The organism is Ruegeria sp. HKCCA4633, from assembly GCF_013034605.1.
Taxonomy (GTDB): Bacteria; Pseudomonadota; Alphaproteobacteria; order Rhodobacterales; family Rhodobacteraceae; genus Ruegeria.
Map to the genome: position 1 here is coordinate 206,791 of NZ_WQGJ01000004.1, position 18,709 is coordinate 225,499.

Sequence of the window (18,709 nt, forward strand, 5' to 3'; positions counted from 1 at the left end):
GCCCTACACCCTCTCAATGATCTTCTCGCCGAACAGGCCTTGCGGTCGAAACACCAGGAAGATCAGTGCAAGAACATAGGCGAACCAGTTCTCGGTCGCGCCGCCCAGCGCCGGGCCAAGCGCGAATTCGAACAGTTTTTCGCCCACACCGATGATCAGCCCGCCCACAATGGCACCGGGGATTGAGGTGAAACCGCCCAGCATCAGCACCGGCAGGGCCTTGAGCGCGATGAGCGAAAGCGAGAACTGAACGCCTGATTTGGTGCCCCACATGATCCCTGCGACCAGAGCGACGAAGCCTGCCACCGACCAGACCATGATCCAGATGAAGTTCAGTGAGATCCCGACCGACAGTGCCGCCTGGTGGTCATCCGCCACCGCGCGCATCGCACGGCCCTGTTTGGTGTACTGGCTGAACGCCACCAGCGCAGCCACCAACAGTGCGGCAATCACTGTGGCTACAATGTCCAGATTGTCGATGAAGAAGCCGTAATCGAATATGTTAAAGGTCGTCTCGTCGATCCACAGGTTGATCCCTTGTGGCAGACCAACATCAAGCGTCTTGATCTCGGACCCCCACATCAGGTCGGCCACGCCCTCAAGGAAATAGGCCAGACCGATGGTCGCCATGAACAGAATGATCGGCTCTTGCCCGACCAGATGGCGCATCACGAAGCGCTGCACCGCCCAGGCCAACAGCACCATGACCGCCATCGTCAGAATGATCGCCACCAGCGCAGGCGCGTTCCAGCCGAAGTAATGAATATGAGTGCCGAATATAGCGTTGATCAGATGCGCAAACGGCACCTGACCTTTCATGATCCCAACCAGCGTCATCGCAGCGAACAGGGCCATAACCCCCTGCGCATAATTGAAAATCCCCGAAGCCTTGTAGATCAGCACAAAGCCCAGCGCGACCAGAGCATAGAGCACCCCGGCCATGAGACCGTTGAGGATGACCTCCATCGCAAATACGAGTTGTTCAGGCATTTGCGCCTCCCCAAATTTCTGTCTGGATATCAATCATGGCTGACCCCCAGATAGGCGTCGATGACCTCTTGATTGTTGCGCACCTCGTCCGGTGTGCCGTCCCCGATCTTCTTGCCATAATCCATCACGACCACCCGATCGCTCAGGTCCATCACAACACCCATGTCATGTTCGATCAGGGCAATCGTTGTGCCAAACTCATCATTCACGTCGAGGATAAAGCGGCTCATGTCCTCTTTCTCTTCAACGTTCATGCCTGCCATGGGTTCATCCAGCAGCAGCAGCTTGGGTTCCGCAGCCAGCGCTCGCGCCAGTTCGACGCGTTTTTTCAAACCATAAGGCAGTCGGGACACCGGTGTTTTGCGGATGTGCTGAATCTCAAGGAAATCGATAATCTTCTCGACCGCCTCACGGTTCTCCGTCTCTTCCGCCTCGGCCTTGCCCTTCCACCAAGCCTGCTGAAACATGTTGGTTTTCATAAAGCTCAGCCGCCCGGTCATGACATTGTCCAGAACGCTCATACCTTCGAACAGAGCAATGTTCTGAAAAGTCCGTGCGATGCCTTGTTGCGCAACCTCATAAGGCCGCATTGGCGGGCGCTTTGATCCGTGGAACCAAACTTCGCCCTCTTGCGGGACGTAAAAGCCCGAGATCACGTTCAGCATCGAGGACTTACCCGCCCCGTTCGGCCCAATGATCGCGCGGATCTCACCTTCGCGAATGTCGAACGAGATATCCTTGATCGCCACCACACCACCAAAACGCAGCGTGATGTTCTTCATTTCCATCACCACACCGCCAATCTGGCGGCCGTCTTCGGTGACATATCCTTCGGAATTATCCAGCATCAGTTACTCCCTGACACAAAAACGAGAAGATGGGCGGCAGGTCGAGCGGCGCTCATTCCGCCGCAACCTTGTGCTGCGCGACCGGCACAACCGGTGCGTCTACAATCTCCAGAGTTGCAGAAATCGAGCCCTTGCGGCCATCCTCATAGGTCACTTCGGTGGTGGTCGAAACGCTCTCGGACCCATCATATAGCGCGGCAATGATGTCGTGGAACTTGTCCTCGACAAAGCCGCGGCGCACTTTGCGGGTCCGGGTCATCTCGCCATCATCGGCATCCAGTTCCTTGTGCAGAACCACAAAGCGATGCACCTGGCAGCCCGACAGCATTTCATCTGCCGCGACCGATTTGTTGACCTCTTCCACATGGCCACGAATCGTCTCTAACACGCGGGGATGACCCGCCAGTTCTTGATAGGACGCATAGGCCACGTTGTTACGCTCGGCCCAGTTCCCCACTGCCGTCAGGTCGATATTGATAAAGGCTACACAGCGATCCTTGCCGTTGCCAAACAGGACAACTTCAAGGATATCGGGATAGAATTTCAGTTTGTTCTCGACATATTTCGGCGCAAACATCGACCCGTCGGCCATTTTGCCCACATCCTTTGCACGATCGATGATCCGCAAGTGACCCGAGGTCTCTTCAATGAACCCCGCATCCCCGGTGGCCACCCACCCCTCGGCATCCTTTGTCGAGGCAGTCGAATCGGGATTGTTGTAGTACTCAACAAACACGCCAGGCGAGCGATAGTGAATCTCACCCTTATCGTCGATCTTCAACTCCACATCCGGCGCGGGAACGCCAACTGTATCGGCACGCACCTCGCCATCCGGCTGTACGGTGATGAAGACGGTTGCCTCGGTCTGACCGTAAAGCTGTTTCAGGTTGATGCCCAAAGAGCGATAGAAATCAAAGATTTCCGGCCCAATCGCCTCACCCGCCGTATATCCAACGCGGAAGCGGCCATAGCCCAGCGTATCCTTGAGCGGCCCATAAACCAGCAGATTGCCCAACGCGTATTTCAGCTTGTCGCCAAAGCCCACCGGCTTGCCGTCTAACAACAAACCACCAACCTTCTTGGCATGCGCCATGAAGTGATGGAACATGCGCTGCTTCAGCTTGCCCGCATCCTCCATCCGGATCATCACATTGGTCAGCTGCGTTTCGAACACGCGCGGCGGTGCGAAGAAATAGGTCGGCCCGATCTCGCGCAGGTCCGTCATCATGGTGTCAGCGCTTTCGGGGCAGTTCACGCAGAAGCCGCACCAATAGGCCTGACCGATCGAGAAAATGAAGTCACCCACCCAAGCCATTGGCAGATAAGACAGAATGTCCTCGTTCCGTGTCAGGTGATCAAATTCAGCAGAATTCTTTGCGCTTTCAATGACATTGCGGTTCGACAGCACCACACCCTTGGGTTTGCCTGTGGTGCCCGAGGTATAAAGCATCACGCAGGTATCGTCATAGGTGATCGCTGCGATGCGCTTGTCCAGTTCCGCGTCAAACCGTGCATGACCGGCACTGCCCTCGGCCATAATGTCATCAAGCGCGTTCATCTGGGAATGGTCATACTTCCGCATCCCGCGCTTGTCGGTATAGAGGATGTGTTTGACCTGATGAAGGTTTTCCTGAATTTCGATGACCTTGTCGACCTGCTCCTGATCGCCGCAGACCACGTATTTCGCGCCGCAATGTTCCAGCACATAGGCCATCTCTTCGGCGACTGAGTCCTGATACAGAGGCACAGGCACCGCGCCCACCATCTGCGCGGCAACCATCGACCAATAATGCGCGGGACGGTTGCGGCCTATGACGGCGATATGGTCGCCTTTCTCAACGCCCAATTCCAGAAACCCAAGCGCAATCGCTCGAATCTCTTTGGCGGCTTCCGCCCAGGACCAGCATTGCCAGATTCCGAATTCTTTTTCCCGATAGGCCGGGGCATCCCCGAACTGGGTCACATTGCGATGTAGCAGCGCCGGAAGAGACTGCATCCCTTCAGCGCCCGACTGCGTCTGAGCCAATCTTTCTCTCCTCCCCATCCGGCCCCTCCTCCGAGCCGGAAACGACAGATCGGGAACACGCCCCGGGTGTCGATGTCCCGATAAGGGACGCAGGAAAGATCAACGTCAAGTTTTGCCTGATGTTTTCTCAATTCTTACGAATTGTAACAGGGGTGAAAGGGTGTTCCTGAGAATTGAACGGTTTACAAGATCTCGCTTGGCGAGGCAGGCGATATGTGCGACCTCTAATGCATATGTGTTTTAGGCTATTTTTTAGGTAAGTTGATGACCAACACCATCTATCGGCTTTTCTTCATATTAAGCTTGCTCACGGGATCAGGGGCAGTTGCAGAGCAACCCTCGGAGGTACTGATCCAGGGGCATATTAAAGTTGAAGACGATGAAGTTGTTTTTCGGTTTACGTGTGAAGAGTCTGCGGATTGCAAGGTTGCTATGGGAGATTTTGAAAGCACTCTAAGGCCAGGGCTCAATATCGTTTTCTTCCAGATCGCAAAAAGTACAGGCAAGTTGCAGTTCATCGATGAACACGGTCACGCAATCATCCAATATGGAAAAGACGTCAAAACCTTCTCAATATTTGATGCAGCAGACGATGACTTTGTCAGAAATGGCGCAAATACTCCGGTCGGGTATCTCAAACTGTCAGCGACGCGCGTTGAATAAGTCCGGAACCAGCATGTGCGGCTACAACCAATCCCGCAAAATTGGGATCAGCGGTATGTCCGCCGCAGGCATCGGATAATTCCGCAAATCGTTCGCGCGCACCCATTTCAGCGCCTGACCCTCCTTGGACTGCGGTATCCCCTCCCACTTCCGACAAGCAAACAGCGGCATCAGCAAGTGGAAATCGTCATAGCTGTGGCTGGCAAAAGTCAGCGGCGCGAGGCACGAGGCCCAGGTGTCGATGCCCAGTTCCTCATGCAATTCGCGGATCAGGGCGACTTCGGGGGTTTCGCCGGGTTCGATTTTGCCTCCAGGGAATTCCCACAGACCGGCCATGGATTTGCCTTCGGGACGTTGGGCCAGCAGGACACGGCCCTCGATGTCGATGAGAGCGACAGCAGATACCAGTATAGTTTTCACGAGCGATAATCCGCGTTGATCTCGATGTATCCATGGGTCAGGTCGCAGGTCCAAACGGTGGATTTGCCTTCGCCCAGTCCAAGGTCGACCGCGATCACAAGGTCCTGACCCTTCATATATTCGGCCGCATCCTCCTCACGGTAGTCAGGGCTGACCCAACCTTTTTCCGCCACCAGAATGTCACCGAACGAGATGCTCAGAAGGTCCCGATCCGCCGCCGCACCGGATTTGCCGATGGCCATGACAATGCGGCCCCAGTTCGGGTCCTCGCCCGCGATGGCGGTTTTGACCAGCGGCGAGTTGGCAATTGCCAAACCATGCACCTTGGCGTCCATGTCCGAGACGGCCCCGGTTACGCGAATCTCCACAAATTTTGTGGCCCCTTCCCCGTCACGCACGACCTGTTGCGCGAGGTCCAGCATCACGGTTTCCAGCGCTTCGGCAAAGGCGGCATTGCCAGTGGCGTTCACGCCAGATGCCCCGGTGGCGCACAGCAACAGGCTGTCCGAGGTCGACGTATCGCTGTCCACGGTAATGCAGTTGAAGGTCCGGTCAGTCTGCGCGCTCAGTATGGACTGCAGCGCAGATTGCTCGAGTTGCGCGTCTGTGAAAATATAGACCAGCATCGTCGCCATATCGGGCGCGATCATGCCGGACCCCTTCGCAATCCCAGCAATAGAGACTGTTTTCCCGTCAATCTCGACCTGAGCAGACGCCCCTTTCGGGAAGGTGTCGGTGGTCATGATTGCCCGTGCTGCATCCTCGATAGCATGGCGGCTCAGGCCGGATTTCAACGTCTCAAGCTGCGAAACGATACGGTCATGGGGCAACGGTTCACCAATCACCCCGGTGGACGAGGTAAAGACGCGTTCTATCGGAACGCCGGTGGCCTTGGACACGGCTTGCGTCACCTCGGCCACCGAGGTCTGGCCATAGTGGCCTGTAAAGGCATTGGCATTGCCCGAGTTCACCAGGATCGCCGCAGGCCCTTCGCTGGACCCACCGATCTTGTCCTGACAGTCCAGCACCGGCGCAGCCCGTGTGGCCGAGCGGGTAAAGACCCCGGCGACCGAAGTGCCTGGGTCCAAAACGGCCAGCATGACGTCGGTACGGCCCTGATAACGCACCCCGGCCTCGACAGTTGCGAAGCGCACACCGTCAATCGCGGGCAGGTCAGGGAATGACGCTGGGGCCAGCGGTGAAACCTTGGTAATCTTGGCCACGGGTCTTTACTCCTGAATCAGGTCCAGTTGGCGCATCATTTCGTGGCCTGCACCATCCAGCGCGGGACGCTCGATCTGTGACTGTTGCGTAAGCTCATCAATACGGGCCTGAATGACGTCCTGCTGGATCGTCTGCACAAGTTCTTCGCGCACAATGTCCAATTCAGGCGCTTCGGTCTTGCGCTTGTCATTCAGCTTGACCAGATGCCAGCCAAATTGGGTCTGAACCGGATCCGAGACCTGCCCTTTTTCAAGCGCGATCACGGCGCCTTCGAACTCGGGCACCATTTGGCCCTTGCCAAACCAACCCAGCGCGCCCCCATTGGGGCCGGACGGCCCAGTCGAGTTTTCGCGCGCAAGCTCGGCAAAGTCGGCACCTTCATCCAGCTGCAGCTTAAGCTCTTTTGCTTTTTCCTCGGTCTCGACAAGGATGTGGCTGGCATCAAATTCGTCTTCGCCTGCGAAATCTTTGAATTGCGCATCGTAGGCCGCTTGAATGGCATCATCCGTGACCGCAGCCTCTGTCAACGCGGCGACCGTCTGTACCGCACGCAGCGATCGCTCTTCATTCTCTAAACGCAGGGCGTTTTCAGTGTTCAGGTCATCTTGCTGCTGACCTAGCAATTGTTGCTGGATCAATTGTTCCAGAACAAAGTCGAACAAAACGTCGTCTTCTGCCTGCTGATACTGCGGGGGCAAAACGGCAACGGTCGCTATCACGTGACCAAGTGTGATCTCGTCACCGTTCACACGCGCAACAACTGTGGACGCATCGGGTTGGGTTTCGGCGGCCAGCGGCAGCGCCATCATGGCAGTCAGAGCCAGCGATGGCAGAAAAGTGAGGCCTTTGGGCATTGAATCATCCTATTTCCTTGCCGCGACAGGGCGCAGCGTTGACACTCTGGAACCTGCCGCTTACATCGCTTTGAAGCCTTGGACAGGGCCGCCTTTCACCCCCCGTATCTATGGGTTGCGCGCAAGGTGGGCAAGCCTGTCGCAACCAAGACAAGAACAGATCCGCTGGAGTGAACATGCTGGGACTCGGAACGCTCGCCAAAAAGGTGTTCGGAACACCGAACGACCGCAAGATCAAGGCGACCCGCCCCCTGATCGAAAAGATCAACGCATTGGAACCCGAATTTGAGAAACTGTCGGATCAGGGTCTGATCGAAAAAACGGAAGAACTGCGCAAACGGGCGCTGGATGGCGAAAGCCTAGACAGTCTGCTGCCCGAAGCCTTTGCCAACGTGCGCGAAGGTGCAAAGCGCGCGCTTGGTTTGCGGGCCTTTGACGTGCAGTTGATGGGCGGAACCTTCCTGCATCAGGGCAATATCTCGGAAATGAAAACGGGTGAGGGCAAGACACTGGTCGCGACCTTCCCTGCCTATCTGAACGCTTTGACCGGCAAGGGCGTGCATGTGGTCACGGTGAACGAATACCTGGCCAAGCGCGACTCGGAATGGATGGGCAAGGTGTTTGCCGCCGTGGGCATGACCACCGGTGTGATCTGGTCGGGCCAGCCCGATGATGAAAAGATGGCCGCTTATAAGTGCGACATCACCTATGCCACCAATAATGAGCTGGGTTTCGATTATTTGCGCGACAACATGAAGGCAGATCTGGAACAGGTTTATCAGAAACACCACAACTTCGCGATTGTGGACGAGGTCGACTCGATCCTAATCGACGAGGCGCGGACGCCGCTGATCATCTCGGGGCCTGCACAGGACCGCTCGGATCTGTACACAGCGATTGACGCGCTGATCCCAACGCTAAGCGATGACCATTTCAGTTTGGATGAAAAGTCGCGCAACGTGACCTTCACGGACGAGGGCAACGAGTTTCTGGAAGCTCAGTTGTTACAGGCAGGCCTGATTCCCGAAGGCCATTCCTTGTATGACCCCGAAAGCACCACGGTCGTGCACCACGTGAACCAGGGTCTGCGCGCGCACAAGCTTTTCCAACGGGACAAGGATTACATTGTCCGGGACGGCAACGTTGTTCTGATCGACGAGTTCACTGGCCGTATGATGCCGGGTCGCCGCCTGTCGGAAGGCCTGCATCAGGCGATTGAGGCCAAGGAAGGTGTGCAGATCCAGCCCGAAAACGTGACGCTGGCCAGCGTGACCTTCCAGAACTATTTCCGCTTGTATGACAAGCTGGGTGGTATGACCGGGACTGCGTTGACCGAGGCTGAGGAATTTCAGGAAATCTACGGTCTGGGCGTGGTCGAGGTTCCAACCAACAAGCCAATTGCCCGTATCGACGAGGATGATCAGGTTTATCGCACCGCAATGGAAAAATATGGCGCGATGATCAGCGAAACCCAAAAGGCGCAGGAAAAAGGTCAGCCGGTTCTGCTGGGTACCACTTCGATCGAGAAGTCCGAGCTGCTGAGCCAAATGCTGACCAAAGAAGGCATCGAGCACAACGTTCTGAATGCCCGTCAGCACGAGCAAGAGGCGCAGATCGTTGCAGATGCAGGCCGTTTGGGTGCCGTGACAATTGCCACAAACATGGCCGGTCGCGGCACCGACATTCAGCTGGGCGGCAATGTCGAAATGAAAGTGCTGAAGGCGCTGGCCGAAAACCCCGAGGCTGATCCATCGGAATTGCGAGCCGCAGAAGAAGCGCGCCACGCTGAGGAAAAAGAAAAGGTTCTGGCTGCTGGTGGTCTGTATGTCATGGCGTCTGAACGCCACGAAAGCCGCCGCATCGACAACCAGCTGCGCGGTCGTTCAGGCCGTCAGGGCGATCCGGGCCGCACTGTGTTCTACCTGAGCCTCGAAGACGATTTGATGCGCATCTTTGGCTCGGAACGTCTGGACAAGGTGCTGACCACGCTGGGCATGAAAGAAGGCGAGGCGATCGTCCACCCTTGGGTGAACAAGTCGCTGGAACGCGCGCAGTCCAAGGTTGAAGGCCGCAACTTCGACATGCGGAAAAACGTTCTCAAATTTGACGACGTGATGAACGATCAGCGTAAGGTGATCTTTAGCCAGCGCCGCGAAATCATGTCGGCCAATGACCTGTCCGAGATCGTCTCAGATATGCGCGAGCAGGTGATTGACGATCTGATCGATGAGTACATGCCGCCGAAATCTTATGCCGATCAATGGGATACCGATGGTCTGCATGAGGCGATCAAGGATAAGCTGACCATCGACGCCCCGGTTCAGGACTGGGCCGCCGAGGAAGGCGTGGATGACGAGCAGGTGCGCGAACGTCTGATCAAATCCGCTGATGAGATGATGGCCCAGAAAGCCGTCGCCTTCGGGCCTGAGAACATGCGCAATATCGAAAAACAGGTATTGCTACAAACTATCGACAGCAAATGGCGCGAGCATTTGCTGACGTTGGAACATTTGCGTTCGGTCGTCGGTTTTCGCGGTTACGCACAGCGCGACCCACTGAACGAATACAAGAACGAAAGCTTCCAACTTTTCGAAAGTATGCTGGACAGCTTGCGCGAAACCGTGACTCAGCAATTGTCGCGCGTGCGTCCGCTGACCGAGGAAGAGCAGAAAGAAATGCTCGCCCAGATGGCTGCGCAACAAGCGCAGGCGCAACAGGCGGTGGACAAGGCCGCTGGTCAGGCCGAAGCCAAAGCCGAAGCTACAGCATCCGGTGATGCGCTGCCGGGGTTTGATGAGAATGACCCGTCAACCTGGGGTAACCCGTCGCGAAACGACCCCTGCCCCTGCGGCTCTGGCAAAAAGTTCAAACACTGCCACGGCCGATTGACCTGACGTCAACACACACTGATCACAATGAGTCCGTCTCGCGGCCACAAATTGGCCGCGATTCGTAACGAGAGTGCAAGCTGCTCCTTCAACTGGGGAGGGTGTCTTGTTTGTAGTTCGCAACTACGTGACCATGTGCGGTACCGTCGCCTGTGCTTTGGGCATCGGCTACCTGATGCAAAACGGATCATCTGCGCAGCCCAACGGCGCGCAGGCTGGAATTGATGTCGCTTCGGCATCCGAACAGTCTTCGGTTCTGTCGGGACTGGAAGATATTGTTTTGACGTCTGCCACGCCCTCTGATGCAAATCCCGGCAATGCAGCTTCGGCACCTCGCGGGGTTCCTTCCGCGCTCAAACCGTCGGATTGTAATATCAGTGCCCGTGCAATTGCGGTTTCGGGCGCGATGGCGCGTGTTTCGCTCAAAGCGCCCTGCAACGCGGAAGAGCGGGTTGAGATCCACCACAGTGGCCTGACGGTCAGTCAAATGACCGATGCCTCTGGCGGGTTGCAAATGACCATCCCGGCCTTGTCGGAATACGCGATTTTCCTGATTTCGTTCGAAGACCAAACCGGCACTGTCGCCACCACTCACGTTTCTGACATTGTCGAATACAATCGCGTTGCCCTGCAATGGCAGGGCGAGACCGAATTGCAGATCCATGCTCTGGAGTTCGGCGCCAGCTATGGCGGTGATGGCCATGTATGGGATGACGCATCGGCCAAAGGCGCCGGAAAGGTTTTGCGCCTGGGTCAGATTGGTCACGAAAAGGCACAGAATATCGAAGTGTATTCTTTTCCTGCAGGCGCATCGGATCAGTCCGGTACAATTGACCTGACGGTCGAGGCCGAAGTGACAGAAGCAAATTGTGGGCACACGCTGAACGTGCAAGCTTTAGAGCTTCTGCCAGACCGTCGCTTGCGGTCACGCGACATGTCGCTGACCCTGCCCGATTGTTCACAGGCTGGTGAGTTTCTGGTGTTGAAAAATCTGCTCTCAGACCTGACAATTGCGGCAAAGTAATCCGCAGGCAGGTTCGGCTCTCTTATGACATTATTCCGTGTAGCGGCAGCTGCGCTGATTTCATTTGCCACTGGCGCTCTGGCGCAGGACATCACGCTGACGTCGCATGACGGCAAGGTCGAAGTGACCGGCAATCTGCTGGGCTTTGACGGCGAGTTTTATCGCGTTGAGACGCAGTTTGGCGCACTCACGGTGGATGGATCGGGCGTTACATGTGACGGTCCAGCCTGCCCGAACCTGACCGATTTTGTGGCCGAGCTGTGGTTTTCCGGCTCATCCGTTATGGCTGAAACGGTACTGCCCGCGCTGATCATTGGCTTCGCGCAACAAGAAAGCCTGACCGCAATCCCGGCGCGTGTGGATTCGGACAGCTTTGTCTACGAACTAAGACAGGCTGAGCGCTCGGCACCGCTGGCACGGTTTTATTTTGATGTGGGCACGACGGCGCGTGGATTCAGTGATCTTGTTGCGGATCAGACAGATATTGTGATGGCCCAGCGGGAAGTGCGTGAGTCAGAACGAGAGGAAGCCGAAGCTGCCGGTTTGGGTGATCTGAAACGGGCGCGGCGCTCGCGCGTCATTGCGTTGGACGCAATGGTCCCGGTGGTCGCTGCCGACAACATGATGCAGCAAATCTCGATGGCGGATTTGGCCCGCATCCTGTCCGGGGAAGTGACCAATTGGGCGGATTTGGGCGGCCCAGACGCGCCGATTGCTTTGCATGTCCCGGAAATAGGATCCGGACTTTCGCAAGCTGTTGAAGACCAGGTTTTGAAAACCGTGGATGCAGAATTGTCACCGACAGCGACCCCGCACAGCCGAATCCGCGATCTGACAGACTCTGTCGCAAAAGATCCCTTTTCAATTGGGATAGCCAGCAAAGCTACAGCTAATACCACCCGCATCCTGCCACTGACCGGAGGATGCGGACATCCTCTTGCCGCGACCCGACAATCTATCAAGACCGAGGATTATCCGCTGACTCTGCCGATGTTCCTTTACCTCCCGGACCGACGCCTGCCACGGATCGCGCGACAGTTTCTGGCATACACCCAAAGCCCAGAGGCTCAGATGGCGATACGGGGCGCGGGGTATGTGGATCAATCGCCCGAAAACCTGCCGGTTGACGTGCAGGGCGACCGGCTGGCCAATGCCATCTTAACAGGCGGCTCCGAGGTCGGGTTGGAGGAGTTGCAGCGCATGATCGACACGCTGCGCCCACTTTCGCGCCTATCCTTGTCTGTTCGATTCGAACCCGGCTCTTCGCGCCCCGACGCACAGTCTCGTTCAAACATTCAACAACTGGCCCAGATGCTTGAGACCGGAACGCTGAAGGCGCGCAAGCTGGTGTTTGCGGGCTTCAGCGACGGTGACGGCGGGGCCGCCACCAATGCCCGCATCGCCTTGCGGCGCGCGCAAACCGTGCGCAACGGTGTGCTGGCGGCTGTGGAATCGTCACTGCCCGAAGGTATCGAGGTTTCAGCCGAAGGGTTTGGTGAGGCGATGCCAATGGCCTGCGATGACACGGAATGGGGCCGCAAAGTTAACCGTCGGGTCGAAATCTGGGTTCAGTAAGCGCTACAGGAATCCTTCCGACCGAAAGCTCAACTCGGTCGATTTTCCTATGATCAGGTGATCGTGCAGGGTTAGCCCCAAGGCCGAACAGGCATCCTGAATACGGTTGGTCATGTCGATGTCCGACTGCGAGGGCGTCGGGTCACCAGACGGGTGGTTATGGACCAATATCAAGGCCGAAGCATTCAGCTCCAGCGCCCGTTTTGCAACCTCGCGCGGATAGACCGGTACGTGATCAACGGTTCCTTTGGCCTGTTCTTCATCAGCGATCAGAACGTTTTTTCTGTCCAGATAAAACACCCGAAACTGCTCGGTTTCGCGATGGGCCATGGTGGTGTGACAATAATCCAGCAGCGCATCCCAACCCGAGATCACATGCCGCTGCATCACACGTGCACGCGCCATCCGATGGGCGCAGGCCTCGAGGATCTTGAGATCCGTGATCACCGAATCCCCAACGCCTTTGATCTTGCGCAGACGTTCTTCCGGCGCGGTCAACACGCGGTTGAAATCGCCAAACGCATCCATCAAACCACGCGCCAGCGGCTTGACGTCCTGCCGGGGTATCGACCGGAACAACACCAGTTCCAGCAACTCGTAATCCGGCATCGCCGCTGATCCGCCTGCCATGAACCGTTCGCGCAGCCGCTTGCGGTGGTCTTTTATGTAGGAGGGTAACCGACCTGACGGCAGCGGCTGCGCGGGCGCTTCGTCCGTGTCAAACAGCATAGGGGCTTCGGCAAAGGCGTTCTGGGTCATAGCTTCACCCTGACGCAGAATCAGTTTCTGATTGGTTAACGCCCCTCTCCTTCCATATGCGCGGTGGCGCGGCGGACAATCATGTGCAGAAGGATCGAGAACACACCCAGCGTCAGCATCGCCGCGAACATCAGGTCGGTCTTGGCGCGACCATTGGCCAGCAGCATCAGATAGCCCAAACCTTGCGACGAGCCGACCCATTCTCCAATCACCGCCCCGATCGGAGCATAAACCGCCGCCAGACGCATACCCGAAGCCAACGATGGCAGCGCCGCCGGAATACGGATGTGCCACAGGACCGAACGTTTGCTGGCCTGCATCGTGCGCGCCAAATCCAGATAACCCGGTGGCGTGCGCATCAAACCATCAAAGAAAGACGAGGTGATCGGGAAATAGATGATCAGCACCGCCATCGCGACTTTGGACCACAGACCATAGCCAAGCCACAGGGTCAGCAACGGTGCCAGTGCAAAAACCGGCAGCGCCTGAGTAAACACCAGCATGGGCTGCACCAAAACTCGCGCGGCGCGCGAATTCGCCAATTGCAGTGCTGTGATGACGCCCAGCACCGTACCGACAGCTAAGCCTATGACAACTTCAACTGCGGTGATCCACGCATGCTCGGCGATTAACCACCTGTTCTGCCACCAAGTTTCAGCCACCACGGCTGGTCCGGGCAGGATGAATTTTGGCAATCCGGTCAAGGTTACGATCCCTTGCCAGATGAGCAGAGCAAACAGAGTGGCTGCCAGCGCCGACAGATACCTCATGCTGCGTCCTCCCGCAGAAGCCGCAGCAACGCACCCTGAGTTTCCAGCGTTTCCAGATCATCCACGCTGCGCGGGGCCGGAGCATGAGGCGGGTCGCAAGGGGTCAGGCCGTGTTCGGTCATGACAACAATGGACTGCCCCAAGCGCGCGGCTTCACCTGGGTCATGCGTGACCAAAAGGACAGTTCGCCCCACCAGCGCTTCGGCCGCCAGATCCTGCATATCGGCGCGAGTCCGGGCGTCGAGCGCTGAAAAGGGCTCATCCAGCAGCACGATGGGCCGGTCTTCCATCAACGTACGGGCCAGCGCGACGCGCTGTCTTTGCCCCCCCGACAGCTCGGTCGGTTTCTTGGTCATGTGATCCTGCAGGCGCATCCGTTTGATCAGGCGGTCACGCCGATCCAGATCAGGCTTTTCGCCCCGCAGCCGCGCACCAAGCGAAACGTTCTGAGCCACTGTCGCCCAGGGCAACAGAAGATCATCCTGCGCCATGTAAGCTACCCGATCCGAGACCGGCAAACCGTCGCTTGCTGTGATCTGGCCCAAGAACTTGGCCCCGGTTTCCAGCCCGGCAATCAACCGCAAAACGGTGGTTTTTCCCACGCCCGATCCGCCCAGCAAACAGGTCCAAGCACCCGCGTCCAGGTTCAAGGTCAACGGAGCAAACAGGGTCGCATCATCGATTTTGGCTGATCCGCTGATTGTCAGACCGGGCGCACGGGTCATGGTGTTAGGCCCATTTGCCAGAAGTTCACTTCCAGCTCAGTCGCCGTCCGGAAGGTTTGACACAGACGATGCCAGCGGGGTGAAGGTTCAAAATCCGCCCCAAGTCGCCTTGTTAGAGCCGAATTCAGCAACTCACCTACCGCTTGGCACGCGCCTTGATACTCTTCACCGGCATAGGTGTTGATCCAATCGCGATAGGTCTCGGACGTCGCTTCCTCCGCCAGCCGGGTACCGATCTCACCATAGCCCATAACGCAGGGGGCCAACGCTGCCAGCAGGTCCAGCAGATCACCGCTGTATCCCGCTTCGAGGACGAACCGCGTATATGCAAGATTTTCGGCGCGTTCGGGGGTGGCGAACAATTCATCCTGTGAGATTCCAGCAGCCTCACAGATACCGATGTGCAGCTGCATTTCTTCCGCAACCAAAGCGTTCACGGTGCCGACCGCTGTCAGCATTTCGGAATGCGTTTCCGATTTCACAACTGCCAAAGCCCACGCACGAGAAAAATGGATCAGAAACACGTAATCCTGACGCAGATAGTGAAGAAACGCCTCACGCGGCAGCGTTCCATCCTTCATTCCTTCGACAAAGGCGTGGCGGGTATAGTCCCGCCACGGCCCCTGCGCCGCATCACGCATCAGCGTGAAGGCTTTGCCATACCCGTTCATTGCGCGGTAACATCGATGGTCAGATCACTGACCGGAAGGATGCTATCGATCATGCCGCTTTCGTTCAGGAACGCCTCGAACCGGGCATACCGACCGGCATCAAAACCTGCAGGGCGCAGTGCAAAACGTGGCAACGTATCGACCCAAGCGCGGGCGTTCAGCTCATCTTGCAGTTCAGGCGACGTGCTTGCGAAGATCTCCCAGCTTTTTTCCGGGTTGTTGACGATATACTGGGTCGCTTTTTCGGTCGCAGCCAAAAAGCGGGCGATCTTGTCTTTGTCCATCGTCTCGGGGTTGGCGACATAAATCAGCTCGTCGTAAGATGGCACGCCCTCTTCCTCGATGTAAAAACAAGTGCCCGGACGACCTTCGATATCCATCTGATTGAGTTCAAAGTTACGGTACGCGCCGATCACCGCATCGACCTGGCCAGTCATCAGCGAGGGCGAGAGTGAGAAGTTGACGTTGATCATCTCAACATCGTCCAGAGCAACGTCATATTTGCCCAGAACGGTGCCAAGGATGGCCTCTTCGACACCCGCAACCGAGAAACCGATCTTCTTACCCTTGAGGTCTGCGGGCGACTTGATCGGGCCATCTTCCAGCACCAGAAGGCAGTTCAACGGTGTTGCAACCAGTGTGCCAACGCGTTTCAGGGGCAGCCCTTCGTGGATTTGCAGATGCAGCTGGGGCTGATACGACACGGCCAGGTCCGCCTGCCCAGCAGCAACCAGACGCGGCGGGGCGGACGGATCCGCGGGCGGGACGATTTCGACCTCAAGGCCCTGCTCGGCAAAATAGCCGTTTTCCTGAGCCACAATAATAGGGCCATGGTCAGGGTTGATGAACCAATCCAGCAGGACTGTCATCTTGTCTTCGGCCCAGGCTGGCGCGGCGGCCAAAAGGGCTATGGCTGTCATCAGCTTCTTCATGTCTCGCGTTTCCTTTTCATTCACGAGGTTGAGGCCGCGACGAGGACAATCTCGCCTGGCCAATTCGGTTGCATGTGTTCCGCCGCACGCCACGAGCGCAGGCCTGTCGCACAGCAAAGAGCAAGCCGTTTCCCTTTATTAGGGTCTATCTGTTGCAAGTTTTCAGGTGATATACGGATGGCGTCAGGGTGTGCTGGAACTGGTGCTTCTTCTATACCGCGCAACTCCACGATTTGGTCGGCATCCGTCAGTTGATTAACAGATAGGAAGCGGAAGCACGTATTCGGCTCGGGCGCATCGTCAAAGCGGAACCCCGTACTGCGCAGGGTTTGCGCGTCATACTGCACAATCTGGCCCAAGGGCGAAGGCTCCAGCCCAAGGATCAGGTTGAGCGCCATCTGCGCCTGCATCGCCCCGATCACACCAACCACAGGACCCAGAACGCCCGCCGTAGCGCAGCTGGCCCCACTATCGGGCGCGTCCGGGAACACAGCGCGCAGGGATGGGGCTCCGCCGCAGAAGCCACCGACATAGCCCGAAAGCCCCAGAACCGAAGCGCTGATTAACGGTTTGCCTTGCGCGAGGCACGTGTCCGACAGGATATAGCTGGCCGCGTAACTGTCGGCGCAATCCAGAACGACATCGGCTTGCGCCACCAGGGAAGCCGCGTTTTCGCTTGTAAGGGCGTGATTGAGGGCGACAACTTCAACTTCGGCATTCAATGCACGGCACCGGTCAGCAGCGCGTTCGGCTTTTGGATGTCCACAGTCTGCCTCAGCAAACAAGGTTTGCCGATGCAGATTCGACAGATCCACAGTGTCACCATCTACAATCGTGATCCCCCCAACGCCGGCCCCGGCCAAAAGCGGCAGGACCGGCGCGGCCAACCCGCCTGCTCCCACCACCAGAACACGAGCTGAAGACAAGCGGCCCTGTCCTTCGGCGCCCACTTCGGGCAGAAGCGTCTGACGGTTATAGCGGCTCATCGCGTCGCCTCGATCCACGCGCGCACCCGTGCTTCGGGATCCGCGTTTAGGGTGATGTCCGTCACGGCCGAGACAATATCGGCCCCGGCCTCCAGCACCCCCGCTGCGCGCTCGACGCTCATGCCGCCGATACCAACCAAGGGAATGTCGCCAACACGTGCCTTCCATTCGGTCACGCGGGGCAGGCCCTGTTGATGCCATTTCATCTTTTTCAGGATGGTTGGATAGACCGGTCCCAGTGCCACATAGTCGGGATCCATTGCCAACACGCGCTCAAGCTCATCATCGTCATGAGTTGAAACACCCAGCTTTAGACCCGCTTTTTGGATGGCTTTCAGGTCAGCATCATCCAGATCCTCTTGCCCAAGGTGAATCCAGTCGCATCCCAGATCGATGGCATGTTGCCAATAATCATTGATCACCAGAACTGCCCCATGATCGCGGCACAAATCGCGCGAGGCCGCTATCTGGTCGCGAACCTCATCATCAGGCTGATCCTTTACGCGCAATTGCACCAGTTTGACACCCAACGGCAACATCCGGCGCAGCCAATCCGAGTGATCAAAGATCGGATAAAAACGGTCCAGCGTCATGACAGAAATGCCTTTCCAACAACGGGGGTCGAGGGTTCAGCCATATCGCGCGCCTCAATCGGGTCCGCCTGATGGGCCAATTGCCCGGCCAGTGTCGCCTGCGCCATCGCTTTGGCCATCAGAACAGGATCCCCGGCGCGAGCCACGGCCGTGTTCAAAAGGACGGCGTCATAGCCAAGTTCGATTGCGTGGGCCGCATGGCTGGGCAGACCGATACCGGCATCGACCACCAACGGAACATCCGGAAACTCGGCCCGCATAGCGCGCAAGGCGTATTCGTTGTTCAGACCACGCCCAGACCCAATGGGCGCACCCCAAGGCATAAGCACCTCGCACCCTGCTTCTAACAAGCGTTCGCCCACGATCAGATCGTCAGTGGTATAGGGGAACACCTGAAACCCGTCTTCGGTCAGGATACGGGCGGCTTCGACCAACTGGAACACATCCGGTTGCAGGCTGTCGGTGTGCCCAATCAGTTCCAGTTTGATCCACGGGGTCTCAAACACCTCGCGGGCCATATGGGCTGTGGTCACGGCCTCTTTTACTGTATGACAGCCAGCTGTGTTAGGCAGGATCAGGACGCCAAGCTCCCGGATCATCTGCCAAAAGGTCTGCCCCGCACCGGATTCACGGCGCAGGGATACGGTTGCAACACCCGCACCGCTGTCACGGAAAGCCTGCTCCAGAATGGCAGGGCTGGGGTATTGGGCCGTGCCGAGCATCAGCGGGTTGGGCAGTTCCGTTCCATAAAAGGTTTTCAT

Annotated in this window: 18 protein-coding genes; 4 read left to right on the forward strand and 14 right to left on the reverse strand. The window is 57.3% G+C overall.

All coding sequences use genetic code 11. The annotated features are described in order from the left end of the window. Window positions 1-3: 3 nt before the first annotated feature. Genes GOV85_RS12340 through GOV85_RS12350 form a run of 3 tightly spaced genes read right to left on the reverse strand, consistent with a single transcriptional unit; the run spans window position 4 to window position 3,834 of the window. Entirely contained in the window at window positions 4-990 is a 987-nt protein-coding gene (locus GOV85_RS12340; protein WP_171178540.1) for a branched-chain amino acid ABC transporter permease, read from the reverse strand. Between the two features lie 29 nt (window positions 991-1,019). Then, window positions 1,020-1,838 carry an ABC transporter ATP-binding protein gene (locus tag GOV85_RS12345; RefSeq protein ID WP_171092927.1) on the reverse strand — a complete coding sequence of 273 codons (819 nt, stop codon included), beginning with the start codon at window positions 1,836-1,838 and terminating at the stop codon, window positions 1,020-1,022. Window positions 1,839-1,890: 52 nt separating this feature from the next. Continuing rightward, window positions 1,891-3,834 carry an AMP-binding protein gene (locus GOV85_RS12350; protein ID WP_171178860.1) on the reverse strand — a complete coding sequence of 648 codons (1,944 nt, stop codon included), beginning with the start codon at window positions 3,832-3,834 and terminating at the stop codon, window positions 1,891-1,893. Window positions 3,835-4,128: 294 nt separating this feature from the next. Here GOV85_RS12350 and GOV85_RS12355 point away from each other — a divergent pair, with 294 nt between their 5' ends. Beyond that, window positions 4,129-4,527 (forward strand): hypothetical protein, encoded by a 399-nt coding sequence (locus GOV85_RS12355; protein WP_171178542.1) that lies wholly within the window; start codon window positions 4,129-4,131, stop codon window positions 4,525-4,527. 21 nt (window positions 4,528-4,548) lie between these two features. Here GOV85_RS12355 and mutT read toward each other — a convergent pair whose 3' ends face one another. The 3 genes from mutT to GOV85_RS12370 are packed head-to-tail and all read right to left on the reverse strand — an operon-like array spanning window position 4,549 to window position 7,025. After that, the gene (gene mutT, locus GOV85_RS12360; RefSeq protein ID WP_171178544.1) at window positions 4,549-4,947 is read right to left on the reverse strand and encodes an 8-oxo-dGTP diphosphatase MutT; all 399 of its coding nucleotides are present in this window, start codon (window positions 4,945-4,947) and stop codon (window positions 4,549-4,551) included. Next, complete coding sequence (gene argJ, locus GOV85_RS12365) at window positions 4,944-6,170, reverse strand: bifunctional glutamate N-acetyltransferase/amino-acid acetyltransferase ArgJ (RefSeq protein ID WP_171178546.1); 1,227 nt, start codon at window positions 6,168-6,170, stop codon at window positions 4,944-4,946. The genes mutT and argJ overlap by 4 nt, the downstream gene beginning before the upstream one ends. Before the next feature lie 6 nt (window positions 6,171-6,176). After that, window positions 6,177-7,025 (reverse strand): peptidylprolyl isomerase, encoded by an 849-nt coding sequence (locus GOV85_RS12370; protein ID WP_171178548.1) that lies wholly within the window; start codon window positions 7,023-7,025, stop codon window positions 6,177-6,179. 176 nt (window positions 7,026-7,201) lie between these two features. On the opposite strand from GOV85_RS12370, the gene secA reads away from it, so the two are divergent. The 3 genes from secA to GOV85_RS12385 all read left to right on the forward strand — a co-directional run bounded on the left by secA (window position 7,202) and on the right by GOV85_RS12385 (window position 12,512). Beyond that, window positions 7,202-9,919 carry a preprotein translocase subunit SecA gene (gene secA / locus GOV85_RS12375; RefSeq protein ID WP_171178555.1) on the forward strand — a complete coding sequence of 906 codons (2,718 nt, stop codon included), beginning with the start codon at window positions 7,202-7,204 and terminating at the stop codon, window positions 9,917-9,919. A gap of 100 nt (window positions 9,920-10,019) precedes the next feature. Next, window positions 10,020-10,937 (forward strand): hypothetical protein, encoded by a 918-nt coding sequence (locus GOV85_RS12380; RefSeq protein ID WP_171178557.1) that lies wholly within the window; start codon window positions 10,020-10,022, stop codon window positions 10,935-10,937. A 24-nt stretch (window positions 10,938-10,961) separates the two neighbouring features. Then, window positions 10,962-12,512, forward strand: coding sequence for a phosphate ABC transporter substrate-binding/OmpA family protein (locus GOV85_RS12385; protein ID WP_171178559.1), 1,551 nt, complete (start codon window positions 10,962-10,964; stop codon window positions 12,510-12,512). A 3-nt stretch (window positions 12,513-12,515) separates the two neighbouring features. Here the strand turns inward: GOV85_RS12385 and radC are convergent, their stop codons facing one another. From radC to GOV85_RS12425, 8 genes are read right to left on the reverse strand one after another with little or no spacing between them, the layout of a single operon-like run. Beyond that, a complete protein-coding gene (gene radC, locus GOV85_RS12390; protein ID WP_171178561.1) occupies window positions 12,516-13,271 on the reverse strand; it encodes a DNA repair protein RadC in 756 nt (251 codons plus the stop codon). 35 nt (window positions 13,272-13,306) lie between these two features. Next, complete coding sequence (locus GOV85_RS12395; protein WP_171178563.1) at window positions 13,307-14,041, reverse strand: ABC transporter permease; 735 nt, start codon at window positions 14,039-14,041, stop codon at window positions 13,307-13,309. Beyond that, window positions 14,038-14,766: an ABC transporter ATP-binding protein gene (locus GOV85_RS12400; protein ID WP_171178565.1), complete on the reverse strand. Its 729-nt coding sequence runs from the start codon at window positions 14,764-14,766 to the stop codon at window positions 14,038-14,040. Before GOV85_RS12400 ends, GOV85_RS12395 begins: the two co-directional genes overlap by 4 nt. Continuing rightward, on the reverse strand, window positions 14,763-15,437 hold the full coding sequence (gene tenA, locus GOV85_RS12405; RefSeq protein ID WP_171178567.1) for a thiaminase II: 675 nt from the start codon (window positions 15,435-15,437) through the stop codon (window positions 14,763-14,765). The genes GOV85_RS12400 and tenA overlap by 4 nt, the downstream gene beginning before the upstream one ends. Next, window positions 15,434-16,369 (reverse strand): ABC transporter substrate-binding protein, encoded by a 936-nt coding sequence (locus GOV85_RS12410; protein WP_171178569.1) that lies wholly within the window; start codon window positions 16,367-16,369, stop codon window positions 15,434-15,436. The genes tenA and GOV85_RS12410 overlap by 4 nt, the downstream gene beginning before the upstream one ends. A 20-nt stretch (window positions 16,370-16,389) precedes the next feature. Further along, entirely contained in the window at window positions 16,390-17,355 is a 966-nt protein-coding gene (locus tag GOV85_RS12415) for a HesA/MoeB/ThiF family protein (protein WP_171178571.1), read from the reverse strand. Further along, window positions 17,352-17,948 (reverse strand): thiamine phosphate synthase, encoded by a 597-nt coding sequence (locus GOV85_RS12420; protein WP_171178573.1) that lies wholly within the window; start codon window positions 17,946-17,948, stop codon window positions 17,352-17,354. Before GOV85_RS12420 ends, GOV85_RS12415 begins: the two co-directional genes overlap by 4 nt. Then, window positions 17,945-18,709 carry a thiazole synthase gene (locus GOV85_RS12425; RefSeq protein ID WP_171178575.1) on the reverse strand — a complete coding sequence of 255 codons (765 nt, stop codon included), beginning with the start codon at window positions 18,707-18,709 and terminating at the stop codon, window positions 17,945-17,947. Before GOV85_RS12425 ends, GOV85_RS12420 begins: the two co-directional genes overlap by 4 nt.